The sequence below is a fragment of the Dactylosporangium cerinum genome, assembly GCF_042653625.1.
GTDB lineage: Bacteria > Actinomycetota > Actinomycetes > Mycobacteriales > Micromonosporaceae > Dactylosporangium > Dactylosporangium cerinum.
The window spans coordinates 42,540-55,312 of sequence record NZ_JBHSIU010000066.1; the positions used below are offsets into that span (position 1 = coordinate 42,540).

The following is a 12,773-nucleotide window of genomic DNA, read 5'->3' on the forward strand; positions in this document are numbered from 1 at the left end:
CCCCGCACGGTGTGACACCAGCGTGACAACAGGCGTCACCGCAGCGTCACGGCGTCCCTGGTGCGCTGTATCCGTGCGAACCGATATCCGCGAAGGAGGAGATCACCGATGAAGAAGTGGTTGCCGAGGGTGGCCGCCGTGCCGCTGGTGCTGATGCTCGCGGTCGGCTGCGGCACGACCAACGACAAGACCGTGGCAACCGCGGACGGCACCGGCCGGCCGAACGCCGGCGCGAGCCCGACGCCCAGCCTGAGCGCGCGGGACCGGCAGTTCAAGTACGCGCAGTGCATGCGCGAGCACGGAGTACCCATGTCTGACCCGGTCTTCAGCGGCGACGACGTCAACTTCACCCTCCCGAAGGGGATCGACCAGGCCGTCCAGGACAGGGCGCAGGCGGCGTGCGGCCGGTACCAGGGCGGCGGCAACGGCGGTGCGCCGCCGGCGGAGAAGACCGAGGCGATGCGCCAGTACTCCCGATGCATGCGTGAGCACGGGGTGGAGCACTTCCCCGATCCGGGCGCCAACGGAGACATCCAGATCGACAAGCCGGTCTCCGACGACCCGCAGTACCCGGCGGCAAAGGTGGCCTGTGACGCCATGATGGCGAGCAACCACCCCAACGGGGGGCCGACCAAGTGAGCGAGACGACCGATTCGACGCCCGGCCGGCGGGCGGTGCGGCGACGGGCGCGGGGCCGGGCCACCGCGGTCGTCGGCGCGGTCGTGCTGGTGGGCGTGGCGGCCGTGGCCGCCGTGGGCCTCGGCGGCCGCAGGCCAGGGACCCCGTCGGTGGCGAACCTGCCGGCGGGCACGGCACAGGTGACGCGGGAGACGATGCAGGACACCAACGAGGTGGCCGGCGATCTGGGGTACGGCGCGCCGATCGTGCTGGCCGGGCGGATCCCGGGGACCATCACGGGGGTACCGCTGGCCGGCGACGTCATCACCCGGGGACAGCCGTTGTACCGGGTGGACAACGGCCCGATTGTCGTGATGTACGGCGACGTGGTGGCGTACCGGCCGCTCGGCACCGGCACCCGTGGCCCGGACGTGCGCCAGTTGGAGGCCAACCTGCAGGCGCTCGGCTACGCCGGGTTCACCGTCGATGACCTGTTCACGGCGTCGACCGGGACGGCGGTGCGGCGCTGGCAGAAGGACCTGGGCCTGACCCAGACCGGCGCGGTGGAACAGGGACGGGTGCTGTTCGCCGCCGGCCCGGTGCGGGTGGACAGCGTCACGGCGAGCGTGGACGGATCCACCGGCGGCGGCGAGCACGAGGTGCTGAAGTACACCGGGACCACCCGGCTGGTGACCGTCCGGCTGGACGTTGCCGACCAGCGGCTGGCCCGCAAGGGCGCCGACGTGCAGATCCGGCTGCCGGACGGGAAGCAGGTGCCGGGCCGGATCGACCGCGTATACACGGTGATCCAGCCGGCGAACACCTCCGACGGCCCGCCCGAGACGAAGGTCGAGACCCTTGTCGTGCTGAACGACCCGAACGCCGCCGCGGGCGTCGAGGCCGCGGTGGTCAACGTGGTGTTCACCGCCGCCGAGCGCAAGGACGTCTTGACGGTGCCGATCGCGGCGCTGGTGGCACTGGCCGAGGGCGGCTACGGCGTCGAGGTGATCGAGGGCGGCACCACCCGTTACGTGCGGGTGGAGACGGGGCTTTTCGCCGGCGGCCGGGTCGAGATCAGCGGCGACGGGCTGACCGCCGGCATGACGGTGGGGATGCCGGCATGATCAAGCTGACCGACGTCACGAAGGTGTACCCCGGTGGCGTCCACGCCCTTGCCGGCGTGACCCTGAGCATCGGGGCCGGCGAGCTGACCGCGGTGGTCGGCCCCTCCGGCTCCGGCAAGTCCACCATGCTGCACATCCTCGGCACCCTGGACCGGCCCACCGCCGGCCGCGTGGTCATCGACGGGCACGACGTCTCGCTGCTGTCCGACCGGCAGCTCTCGGCGCTGCGGGCGCGGCGGATCGGCTTCGTGTTCCAGCAGTTCCACCTGGCCGGCGGCGCACCGGCGCTCGACAACGTGGCCGACGGTCTGCTCTACGCCGGCGTGCGGCGGGCCGAGCGCCGCCGCCGGGCGCGGGCGGTGCTGGAGCGGGTCGGGCTCGGCCACCGGCTCGACCACGAGCCGCACGAGCTGTCCGGCGGGGAGCGGCAGCGGGTGGCCATCGCACGTGCGGTGGTCGGCGATCCGGCGCTGCTCCTCGCCGACGAGCCGACCGGCAACCTCGACTCAGCCGCCGGCGAGGGCGTCATCGACGTGCTGCGTGCGCTGCGCTCCGCCGGCACCACGGTCGTTGTCATCACCCACGACCGCGACCTCGCCGCGAGCCTGGACCGGCAGGTGCGGATGCGCGATGGCCGCGTGGTCGCCGACCACCCGGAGGTGAACCGGTGAGCGCCGCGACAATGACCGGCTCCGGGCTGCTTCCGGCCCGGCTGGCGGCGCGCGACGTGTTCCGGATCGGCGCGGCCGGCCTGCGGACACGGCCGACCCGCGCGCTGCTGTCCGCGCTCGGCATCGCGATCGGCATCGCCGCGATGATCGCCGTCGTGGGTATCTCGTCGTCCTCGCACGAGGAACTCGACCGCCGGCTCGCCGCACTCGGCACGAACCTGCTGACCGTCTCGCCCGGGCACACCCTCAACGGCCGGACCGCGGAGCTGCCCCCGGAGTCGGAGGCGATGATAGGGCGAATCGGTCCGGTCACCGCCACCTCCGCGGTCGGCATGGTCCCCAACGTGAAGGTGTACCGGACCGACCGGATCCCGGTGGAGGTGACCAACGGACTGTCCGCCTTCGCCGCCCGGGTCACGCTGCCGTCGACCGTCGGCGCGACCGTCCGCAGCGGCGTCTGGCTGAACGGCCTCACCGGCCGGTACCCGGCGGTGGTGCTCGGCGCGTCCGCGGCCCAACGGCTCGGCATCGGTCGAGCCAACACGGCGACCGAGATCCTGGTCGGCGGCGGCCGATTCACCGTGGTCGGCATTCTGAACCCGGTGGACCTCGCCCCAGAGCTCGACTCCGCCGTGCTGATGGGCTGGGAGATCGCGGCCGAGCGGTTCCGCTTCGACGGACACCCGACCACCGTCTACACCCGGTCGGTGGAGAGCCAGGTGGTCGCGGTGAGCGGGGTCCTGGCCGCCACCGCCAATCCGGGGGCGCCCGGCGAGGTCACGGTCTCCAGACCGTCCGACACGCTCAGCGCCAAGCAGGCCGCCGACGCCGCCCTCAACGGGCTGCTGCTCGGGCTGGGCGCGGTGGCACTGCTGGTCGGCGGCGTCGGGGTGGCCAACACGATGATCATTTCGGTACTGGAGCGCCGCGCCGAGATCGGGCTACGCCGCGCGCTCGGCGCGACCCGGGGGCAGATCCGGCTCCAGTTCCTGGCCGAGTCGCTGCTGCTGTCCGCGCTCGGCGGGGCGGGCGGGGTGCTGCTGGGCATCGCGGTGACCGTCGGATACGCCGCGTATCAGGACTGGCCGACGGTGGTGCCGGCCTGGGCGACCGCGGGCGGCCTGGTCGCTACCGTGCTCATCGGCGGCCTGGCCGGGCTGTACCCGGCGATCCGGGCGGCCCGGCTGGCACCCACGGAGGCGCTCGCCACACCGTGACGGGCCGGGTCGAAGTTCAGTGGTCGTCCGCCGTGGCTGCTTCCGGCGGCGCGGCGGGCGACCTGGTCGGGGACGGGCGTGACCGGCGGGCCCGCAGATACGTGACCAGTCCCGGCACCGCGGCGACCGCCGCGCAGCCGAGCACCTGGGCCAACGTCAGCGGCTCGGTGCCCAGCAGGGACCGCAGCGGCGGCAGCCACACGGCGCCGAGCTGCAGGGCCAGGGACAGCCCGACGGCGGCGTCGAGGCTCCAGTTGCGCTGCCCGGTGCCGTGCACCCGCAGCGCGAGGGCCACACCGAGCTGGGCCAGCCCCAGCACCACGAACAGCACGCTCTGCCACGGGCCGCCCGCGTGCCTGGTCCACACCGCGGCGGCGAGGGCGGTCGCGGTGATCAGGGCGCCGGTCACCGCGATCGGTCCGATGAGCCCGTCGAGGATCGCCTGATCCGCCCGGCGCGGTGGCCGGCGCATCAGGTCCCGGCCCGCGGGCTCGCCGCCGAGCGCCACACCGGGCAGCCCGTGCGTGATCATGTTGATCCACAGGATCTGGGCCGGCAGCAGCGGGACGGGCAGGCCGATCCACGGGCCGGCGAGCATGATGAGCACCTCGGCGGCGCCGCCGGACAGGGCGTACACCAGGAACCGGCGGATGTTGGCGTAGATGCGCCGGCCCTCCCGCACGGCGGTGGCGACCGTGGCGAGGTTGTCGTCGGCCAGGACGAGGTCCGCGGCCTGCCGGGCCGCCTCGGTGCCGCCGCGGCCCATCGCGACCCCGATGTCGGCGCGTCGCAGGGCCGGCGCGTCGTTCACGCCGTCGCCGGTCATCGCCACGACGGCGCCGTCCCGCTGCAACGCCTCGATGATGTCCAGCTTGCGTTCCGGGCTGGTCCGCGCGTACACGACCGCCGGCGCGCCGGGGGTGAGCTGGTCGTCGCCGAGCGCGACCCGGGCGCCCGGTGCGGCGAGCCCGACCCGCTCGGCGACCGCAGCCGCCGTCGCCGGATGGTCGCCGGTGATGAGGATCGGCTGGATACCGGCGGCATGGAACGCCGCGACGGCATCCGGTGCCGCGTCCCGGACCGGGTCGATGAGGGCGACCAGGCCGAGCAGCGGCAGGTCCCGTTCGGCCTCCTCCGGTCGTGGTCTGGCGGCGCGATGCCCGGCGGCGACGGCGAGCACCCGGTAGCCGTCCGCGGCGAGACCGTCCGCGGTGGCGGTGGCCCACGCCCGGGTCCCGTCGTCGGCGTCGACCGGCCCGCCCGGGCCGAGCAGCCCGTCGGGTGCGCCCTTGCAGACGACCAGGTAGCCGCCGTCCGGATCGGCGAGCACCGTGGTCATCCGCCGGCGGTCCGCGTCGAACGGCACCTCGTCCACCCGCGGGAACCGTTGCCGCTCCGCCGGGTCGACACCGCACCGGCCGGCGGCGGCCAGCAACGCGGCCTCCATCGGGTCGCCGACCGGCGCCCACTGCGTCCGGTCGCCGTCGGGCGCGACCAGGTCCGCGTCGGTGCACAGCACGAGCGCGCGGGCCATGGCCCGCACCGCGGCATCGGGTGCGGGCGTCGTGGTCCCGGCCGGGTCGTAGCCGGCCCCGTGCACGGCGACCCCGGGGTGGCCCGGCAGCAGCAGCCGCTCGACGCTCATCAGGCCTTCGGTGAGGGTGCCGGTCTTGTCGGTGGCCAGGACCGTCACCGACCCCAGCGTCTCCACGGCCGGCAGCCGCCGCACGATCGCGGACCGCCGGGCCATGCGGTGGGCGCCGAGCGCCAGGGCGAGCGTCACGACCGCCGGCAGCGACTCCGGCACGGCGGCGACGGTGAGGCTCACCGCGGCGAGGAGCATCTCGGCGACCGGCTGGCCGCGCAGCACACCGACCAGGAACACCACCGCCGACAGCGCCACCGCGGCCGCCGCCAGAACCTTGCCCAGCCCGACGAGCCGCCGCTGCAGGGGTGTCTGCCGCCGCGGCTGCCCGGACACGAGCGCGGCGATGCGACCCAGCGCGCTGTGCGTCCCGGTGCGCAGCACGACGCCGGTGGCACGGCCGGTGGCGGTGACGGTCCCGGCGGACAGTTCGTCGTCGACGCCCCGTGCGACCGTCATCGACTCGCCGGTGAGCGCCGACTCGTCCAGGGCCAGCCGGACCGCCTCGACGACCCGGACGTCGGCCGGGACGACGTCACCGGCCTCGACGCGCACCAGGTCACCGGGGACGAGGTCGCCGGCCGGGACCGACACGTCCACGCCGTCGCGGCGGACCCGCGCGCAGGGCGCGGCCATCCGCCGCAGCGCCGCCACCGCCCGGTCGGCGCGCAGCTCCTGGACGACACCGACGGTGGTGTTGAGCACGATGACGAGCAGGATGACGACGAGGTCGCTGACGTCCTTGAGCGCGGCGGTGACGACCATCGCGGCGAGCAGGACGACGATCAGCGGGTCGCGCAGCTGCACCCCGATCCGCGCGAGCGTCGACGGAGGCCGGGCCGCCGGCAACTCGTTGCGGCCGTGCTCCTCGCGCAGCGCCACGACCTCTGCGGCGGTGAGTCCGGACATGACCGTCGGCAGCGTGGTCGTCATGTCTCGACCGTGCCACTGCGGCGCGGCGCGCGACCAGGGACGAAGGTCCCGCCGCGTCCCGGGTGTGTGAGCCGGCCGGCCCGCCGGCGAACGGCACCTGGCGTTCGGCGGCGTGCGTCCAGCGCCGTCGCCCGCCACGATGCCCGGCCCGCGCCCGGCGGCGCACGGGTCGAACGTCCCGGGCGGTCGGACCGGCCGGCCCTGCCACCTCCCGCCGCCGCGGACCAGGCTGGGACTGCACCGAGGAGGAAGCGATGACCACCTTCAGCGCCCCGGCCGGGCTCGCCGCCTGGCGCGGCTTCCACGGAGGCGCGTGGCGTGACCAGGTCGACGTGGCCGGGTTCGTCCGCGCCAACGTCCACCCGTACCACTGGGACGAAGGATTCCTGGCCGGTCCGACGCCGCGGACCACGCACGTGTGGGGGCTGCTGACCGCGATGTTCCCGCAGGAGCGGGAGCGTGGGATCTACGACGTCGACGCGCACACTCCGGCGTCGATCACCGCGCACGCGCCCGGGTACATCGACCGCGAGCACGAACTCATCGTCGGGCTGCAGACCGACGCGCCGCTGCGCCGCGACCCTGACAGATCACAGGCTGAATGTGCAGTCGGTGACGTTCAGCCCCGACGGCCGCATCCTGGCCACCGCCGGCGATGACAACGAGGTCCGGCTGTGGACGGTCACCGATCCGGCCCATCCGACCCTCACCGCCACGTTCGCCGGCAGCGACCGGCTCGTGAGCGGCCTCGCGTTCAGCCCCGACGGGCGCCTCCTGGCCACCGCCGGCGGGGACCTCACGGTCCGCCTGTGGAACGTCACCGATCCGGCCCACCCAACCTCCCCGGCCAGCTTCACCGCTGACCGGGGCACGACCCAGTGGTCGCTGGCCTTCACCGCCGACGGGCGCACCCTTGCCGTCGGCGGCGGGGATGCCACGGTCGGACTCTGGAACCTTGCCGATCCGGCCCACCCGACACGCATCACCACCGTCATCGCGGCGACGGGGCCCGTGACGTCGGTGGCGTTCAGCCCCGACGGTCGCAGCCTCGCCACCGGCAGCGGCGACGACCTCCCCAGCCTGTGGAACGTCGCCGATCCGGCCCGTCCGACCATCGCCGCCGCCCTCAATGGACCGAGCGGCCGCGGGACGTCGAGGTCGGTGGCGTTCAGCCCCGACGGTCGCATCCTGGCCGCCAGCATGGACTTCAGGCCGAAACTGTGGAACGTCACCGATCCCGCCCACCCGGTGCCCATCGCCACGCTGCCCGAGCAACGTCACCTCGTGAACGGCGTGGCGTTCAGCCCCGACGGCCGCATCCTCGCCACCGCCGGCAACGACCACACGGCGAAGTTGTGGAACATCGCCGACCCGGCGCACCCCGTGCCGATCGTCACCTTCACCGGCCACACCGACAGGGTGACGTGGCTGGCGTTCAGCCCCGACGGCCGCACCTTGGCCACCGTGAGCGACGACGTCACCGCCAAACTGTGGAACGTCACCGGCCGGCCCGCGTGACGTCGGTGCCCAGCGACCGCAGCAGCGCTCCGGCGGCGACGGACGCCAGCGCGGCGGTCAGCATGGTGCTCAGAGCGACCCCGGTGACGGGCAGGCTCGCCGCCGCCGACTGGACGGTGACCGCGAGCGCGAGGGTGTGCGTGAGGCCGTTCTTGTCGACGCCGAGCGTGATCAGGTCGTGTGCACCGGCGGCGAGGTCCGCGGGCACGGTCACCGGCTGCTGCACGTCGCCGGCGGCATCGGCGACGGCGGTCGCGAGGACCTTCGGCGTCGAGTACAGCGCGATGGTCACCGTCGAGTGGGCGGCGAATCCGTGGCCGACGACCACGATGCGCTGGCCGGGGGCGGCGGTGCTGATGTCGCCCTGGTCGGTGGTGAGCTCGGCGGCGGAGGCCGGCGGGGCGGCCGGCAGGGGCGGGGTGGCCGGGGTCACCGCGGCGGACATGCCCGGTGCGGAGTCGCGGCCGAAGGTGCCTTTGGCGATGACCGACACGGTGTAGGTGGTGCCGGCGATCGCGCCGAGGACGCAGCCGGTGCCGGTGGGGCCGGCCTCGCAGGTGGCCGGGCCGGGCGTGGCGGTGACGAGGTAGCCGCCGATGCCGGAGCCGGCGGAGCCCGCGGTCCAGCTGACCGTGATGGAGGCGGTGCCGCCCTGGACGCTGACGGCCGGTGCGGCCGGTGCCACGCTCGGGGTCACGGTGGTGGGGCTGCTCGGCGAGGAGTCGAGGTCGCCGCGGGCGAGGACGGTGACGGTGTAGCCGGTGCCGTTGGTGAGTCCCGTGATGGTGCAGGTGAGCGTGGGGGAGGTGGCCTGGCAGCGCAGGGTCGGGCCGCTCCCGGTGGTCGGCACGGCGGCGGCGTGGAAGGTGACGGTGCCGGGCTGCGTGGTGGAGGTCCAGGTGACGACCGCCTGCCCGTCGCCGGGGACGACCGAGGCGATGGTGGGTGTCGCCGGTGCGTCGACGGCGGTCAGCGGCGTCGCGTCGGTGGATTCGCTGCCCTCGCCGGCGGCGTTGGTGGCGGTGACGCGGACCCGGTAGGCGGCGCCCGCGTCGAGGCCGCCGAGGACGCAGGGACTGGCTGCGGGCGCCGCGCAGGGGCCGGTGGTGACGGTCGTGTACGGGCCGCCGTTCTTGGACACCGCGACGCGGAAGCCGGTCGCCGGTGCGCTGCTGCTGCTCGGGTAGGTCCAGGTGACGCGGATCGAGCGGGCGCCGGCGACGGTGAGGGCCGGCGTGGCCCGGGGTGCCCGGGCCGGTGATCGCGGTGACCTCGCTGGACGGCACGGACTGGCTGCCTTCCAGGGCGCCCGCGACGGCGGAGATCTTGAAGCGGTACGCCTGGCCCGGGGTCAGCCCGGTGACGGTGCACGGGCCGGCGGTGGGTGCGGCGGCGCAGGTGCCGGCGGCGACGGCGGTGTACGGGCCGCCGGTGGAGCCGTACACCTTGAACCCGGTGGTGGCTTCGGACGGGCCGGACCAGGCGACGGTCACGGTGCCGGGTCCGGTGACGGTCACGTTCGTGGGGGTCGGGGCGCCCGGCGCGGCGACGGCGACCTCGGCGGCCGACGGGTTCGACGCGACCCCGGTGCCGGCGGCGTTGCCGGCGACGATCTGGAAGCGGTACGAGGTCCCGCCGGTCAGTCCCGTCACGGTGCAGGGGCTGGTGACCGGGCCGGTCACGCAGGTGCCGGCGGTGGCCGCGGCGAACGGGCCGGTGCCGGCGGAGACGAGGACCTGGTAGGTGGTTGCCGGGGCGCCCGCGGTGGACGGGTTGCTCCAGGTGACGGTGATCGTCGCGTCGCCGGTGGCGGCGCCGGTGACGGTGCCCGGCGGTGCCGGTGGCTGGATCGCGGTGGCGGAGACCGCCGGGTCGGACGCCGCGCCCTCTGCGGCGCTGAGGACGGACGCGACGGTGAAGTAGTACGTCTGGCCGGGTGTGCCGGTGAAGGTGCAGGAGGTGCTCGTCGGCGCGGCGCAGCCGCCGGATGCGACGGCGGTGAACGGTCCGCCGGAGTTGGTGGCCTGGTAGACGACGTAGGAGTCGGCGCCGCCGCCGGGTGCGGTCCACTGCAGGGCGATGACGCCGGTGCCGGTGGTGGCCTGGGCGCTGACGCCGGACGGGGCGGGCGGGCCGAGGGTGGAGATCCGGTGAGCCGCCGGACGACCGCCATCAAGGCGGGGGCCACAACGCCTGAACGCGCCTGCGGAGCCCTCCGGCGAGGGCTCCGCAGGCGCCGCGCACTTACGGGCAGGGGTTCTTCGGCCGCTTGCCGACGGTCAGGTTCACCCCGGAACCGGGCGACACCGTGGTGCCCGGCGCCGGGGACTGTGCCATGACCAGGTTGATCAGCTCACAGCTGTTGTCGATGGCCGACCCGACGCCGCCGACGTGCAGGCCGAGCGCCGCGAGGTCATCCTGCGCCGCCGACACCGTCTCGCCGCGCAGGTCCGGCACCTTCACCGTGGCCGGGGCACCCTCGCACCAGATGCTCCACCAGCGGTTGCCGTCCTGCTTGGCGCCCGGGAACGAGCTCGTGCCGTAGAGCGCGTGCGGCGTGCCGGGCGAACCGGTCGGCGACAGGCAGGACCCCCAGCCGGGCACGATCGACGGGACCGTCTGGGCCAGCCAGGCCAGCTGCGCGTTGGCCAGCTCGGCGAACCCGGCCGCGTCGTCGCACTCGGTGCCGAAGAACGACTCGTGCGCGAAGCTTGCGACGCCGACCTGGACCGGATGGCCCCGGTCGACGACGAGCGGGCCGCCGCTGTCTCCGTGGCAGACCGCGTGCTCGCTGGTGCCGGCACCGATCATCAGCGGCTCGTTCCAGTGGTCAAAACCCCACCACGGGTCGAACAGGTCACTCATGTCGCTGTCGCTGCGCAGCGTCGTCTGGGCGAGGAGCAGTTGCGCGTTCGGTGCCCCGTCGGTGGACGTGACGCCGGTACCCATGATCGTGGCCGGCGTGTTGGCGAAGGCCGAGCGCGACGGCGCCAGGGTCTTCCAGAGGTTTTTCATGCGTTCGAGCGTCGGTGAACCGGCCCGGATGGGCATCGGTGGATCTACCAAGGTTGTGGCCCGCCGATGCCGATCCGGCATCGGCAACTCTGCCTAGAAAACGGCGGGAGTGTAGAGCTGGACCACGCTGCCGGCCAGGTTCGCCCGGAGCTCGGCGTCCGGCGAGCCGAGGATCTCACCGGTGACGGTTGCCGTGGCGAGGATCGGCTCCATCAGGTGCGCGACGTGCTGCAGGTGCTCCTTCAGCGCCGCCGAGTCCCGGTAGCGCTCCAGCACGATCGCCTCGGACTCGTCGTCGTTGAGGTAGATCTCGTACTGCAGCGTACCGGTGTCCTCGGCCCGCACGATCTGCATGCACTGCGCGGACAGGCGCTTGAACTCCTCGACCCGGCCCGGGTGGAACGTGAACCGGGCGATGCCCTGCAACTGCGTCATCTGGGTGCTCCTTTGTCGTGGTACCCCTGGGACGGAGCCGGCTCCGCGTTCTCGACACGATGCGGCGGCCTCAGGCGAGGATCTCCTCGGCGCGCTCCGGGCTGCCTTCGGCGAGGCCCCGGTCGATCGCGTGCCGGGACGCCAGCCACATCACGGCGCCGACGAGGAACACGATGCCCTCGGTGACGGTCAGCGCCCAGATGATGCCCGGCAGCCCGAACCACAGGTTGCCGAGGAACACGATCGGGATGAACAGCACGCCCTGCGCCACCGACATCACCATCGCCGGCACCGAGCGTCCCGTCGCCTGGAACAGCGACGTGATCAGCCCCCGGAACCCGTTCACGATCATCGCGACGAGCTGCGCGGTGAGGATCGTGACGCCGATGGACAGGACCGCGCGGTCCGCCACGAAGGCGGAGAACACCTGCTCGCGGAACGCGAACACGGTCGTGGAGAAGATCAGCACGATGCCGCCGACGGCGATCGCCGAGCCGCGCAGCGCGGCCATGAGGCGGTTGCGGTCGCCTTTGCCGTACGAGTACGCCAGCAGCGGCAGTACCCCGATGGTGACGCCCATGACCAGGAACTCCGGCACCTGGGCGATGCGGACCGCGACGCCCATGGCGGCGAGGGGGCTGTCGCCGTAGGCGACCGCGAGGTTGTTGAGGACCAGGGACGTGACGATCAGGAAGGCGGACTGGAGCAGCTCGCCGACGCCCACGCCGAAGACGGGCTTCAGCACGGCGGGGGAGAGCGTGAACCAGCGCGGGGCGAGGCTGACGTGCTCGCTGTTGCGCTGCAGCCAGGTGACGAAGTACGCGACGACGCCGAGGTTCGAAAGTCCCATGGCCAGCGCAGCGCCGGCGACGCCCCAGTGCAGCACGAGGATGAACAGGACGTCGAAGACGACGTTGCCGACCGTGGACGCGATGAGCCCGACCATCACCTGGCGGGCGGCGCCTTCCGCCCGCACGATCTGCTCGAGGCAGAAGGCGGCGGCGAGGACCGGGACGAAGGCGAGCATGACCGCGACGTAGGCGGTTGTCGGGGGCACCGCGGCGGCGTCCGCTCCGAGCGCCGCGACCAGGGGGTGCAGCAGGAGCAGTCCGGTGCCGCCGAACACGGTGCCGGCGATGACCGCACCCCAGACGGCGAACGACGAGACGTGCCTGATCTCGCCGGCCTTCGCCGGGTCGTGCTCCGCCGCGCCGAGCAGCCGTGAGATGAGCGCGCCGCCGCCGACGCCGAACACGCCGCCGACGGCCATGACCAGGCCGAGGATCGGCGCCCCGAGGGTGATCGCGGCGAGGAGCGCGGGGTCGTGGAGCGAGCCGATGAAGCCCGCGTTGATGACGTTGTACACGGCGCCGACGATCATCGCGGCGGCCATCGGCACGCACAGGTGCACGAGGGCGCGCACGATGGGCGCGGCCGAGAGGTACCAGCGGTTGGTGCCGACGGCGTCCGTCGTCACCGGCGATTCGAGGCTTGTGGTCATGGCTGTGCCTTTCCGGGGCAGGTGGCATCGCGCGCCGGCGGGACGCCGGCACGGCGGGAGGGCAGGGTTCAGCGCGCGCCGGCGGTTCGCCGGCGC

General features: G+C 73.9%; 11 protein-coding genes and 3 pseudogenes. 7 read left to right on the forward strand and 7 right to left on the reverse strand.

Going from position 1 to position 12,773, the window contains the following annotated elements; all coding sequences use genetic code 11:
* The first annotated feature begins 108 nt into the window (after positions 1 to 108).
* From ACFPIJ_RS42515 to ACFPIJ_RS42530, 4 genes are read left to right on the forward strand one after another with little or no spacing between them, the layout of a single operon-like run.
* On the forward strand, positions 109 to 639 hold the full coding sequence (locus ACFPIJ_RS42515) for a hypothetical protein (protein ID WP_380124439.1): 531 nt from the start codon (positions 109 to 111) through the stop codon (positions 637 to 639).
* Entirely contained in the window at positions 636 to 1,742 is a 1,107-nt protein-coding gene (locus ACFPIJ_RS42520; RefSeq protein ID WP_380124441.1) for a peptidoglycan-binding protein, read from the forward strand. The genes ACFPIJ_RS42515 and ACFPIJ_RS42520 overlap by 4 nt, the downstream gene beginning before the upstream one ends.
* Positions 1,739 to 2,413: an ABC transporter ATP-binding protein gene (locus ACFPIJ_RS42525; protein ID WP_380124443.1), complete on the forward strand. Its 675-nt coding sequence runs from the start codon at positions 1,739 to 1,741 to the stop codon at positions 2,411 to 2,413. The genes ACFPIJ_RS42520 and ACFPIJ_RS42525 overlap by 4 nt, the downstream gene beginning before the upstream one ends.
* A gap of 11 nt (positions 2,414 to 2,424) precedes the next feature.
* Positions 2,425 to 3,630, forward strand: a complete 1,206-nt coding sequence (locus ACFPIJ_RS42530; RefSeq protein WP_380125409.1) for an ABC transporter permease — start codon at positions 2,425 to 2,427, stop codon at positions 3,628 to 3,630.
* A gap of 16 nt (positions 3,631 to 3,646) precedes the next feature.
* Here ACFPIJ_RS42530 and ACFPIJ_RS42535 read toward each other — a convergent pair whose 3' ends face one another.
* Positions 3,647 to 6,208: a cation-translocating P-type ATPase gene (locus ACFPIJ_RS42535; RefSeq protein WP_380124445.1), complete on the reverse strand. Its 2,562-nt coding sequence runs from the start codon at positions 6,206 to 6,208 to the stop codon at positions 3,647 to 3,649.
* A 254-nt stretch (positions 6,209 to 6,462) separates the two neighbouring features.
* Here ACFPIJ_RS42535 and ACFPIJ_RS42540 point away from each other — a divergent pair, with 254 nt between their 5' ends.
* The gene (locus ACFPIJ_RS42540) at positions 6,463 to 6,867 is read left to right on the forward strand and encodes a pyruvate formate lyase family protein (RefSeq protein ID WP_380124446.1); all 405 of its coding nucleotides are present in this window, start codon (positions 6,463 to 6,465) and stop codon (positions 6,865 to 6,867) included.
* Positions 6,821 to 7,726, forward strand: a complete 906-nt coding sequence (locus tag ACFPIJ_RS42545; RefSeq protein WP_380124448.1) for a WD40 repeat domain-containing protein — start codon at positions 6,821 to 6,823, stop codon at positions 7,724 to 7,726. The genes ACFPIJ_RS42540 and ACFPIJ_RS42545 overlap by 47 nt, the downstream gene beginning before the upstream one ends.
* On the opposite strand, the pseudogene ACFPIJ_RS42550 reads toward ACFPIJ_RS42545, so the two are convergent.
* Both ACFPIJ_RS42550 and ACFPIJ_RS42555 read right to left on the reverse strand, forming a co-directional pair.
* Positions 7,707 to 8,939 (reverse strand): annotated as a pseudogene (locus ACFPIJ_RS42550) (fibronectin type III domain-containing protein); the annotation flags it as partial. The gene ACFPIJ_RS42545 and the pseudogene ACFPIJ_RS42550 overlap by 20 nt on opposite strands.
* 121 nt (positions 8,940 to 9,060) lie before the next feature.
* A pseudogene (locus ACFPIJ_RS42555) lies at positions 9,061 to 9,519 on the reverse strand (fibronectin type III domain-containing protein); the annotation flags it as partial.
* Between ACFPIJ_RS42555 and ACFPIJ_RS42560 the strand changes: the two are divergent.
* Complete coding sequence (locus ACFPIJ_RS42560) at positions 9,491 to 9,649, forward strand: hypothetical protein (RefSeq protein ID WP_380124450.1); 159 nt, start codon at positions 9,491 to 9,493, stop codon at positions 9,647 to 9,649. The pseudogene ACFPIJ_RS42555 and the gene ACFPIJ_RS42560 sit on opposite strands and share 29 nt — an antisense overlap.
* A gap of 2 nt (positions 9,650 to 9,651) precedes the next feature.
* On the opposite strand, the pseudogene ACFPIJ_RS42565 reads toward ACFPIJ_RS42560, so the two are convergent.
* The 4 genes and pseudogenes from ACFPIJ_RS42565 to ACFPIJ_RS42580 all read right to left on the reverse strand — a co-directional run.
* A pseudogene (locus tag ACFPIJ_RS42565) lies at positions 9,652 to 9,873 on the reverse strand (hypothetical protein); the annotation flags it as partial.
* Between the two features lie 97 nt (positions 9,874 to 9,970).
* Positions 9,971 to 10,741 (reverse strand): PASTA domain-containing protein, encoded by a 771-nt coding sequence (locus tag ACFPIJ_RS42570; RefSeq protein WP_380124452.1) that lies wholly within the window; start codon positions 10,739 to 10,741, stop codon positions 9,971 to 9,973.
* Between the two features lie 93 nt (positions 10,742 to 10,834).
* Positions 10,835 to 11,176, reverse strand: coding sequence for a putative quinol monooxygenase (locus ACFPIJ_RS42575; RefSeq protein ID WP_380124454.1), 342 nt, complete (start codon positions 11,174 to 11,176; stop codon positions 10,835 to 10,837).
* Positions 11,177 to 11,246: 70 nt separating this feature from the next.
* Complete coding sequence (locus tag ACFPIJ_RS42580) at positions 11,247 to 12,677, reverse strand: MATE family efflux transporter (protein ID WP_380124456.1); 1,431 nt, start codon at positions 12,675 to 12,677, stop codon at positions 11,247 to 11,249.
* Positions 12,678 to 12,773: the final 96 nt, after the last annotated feature.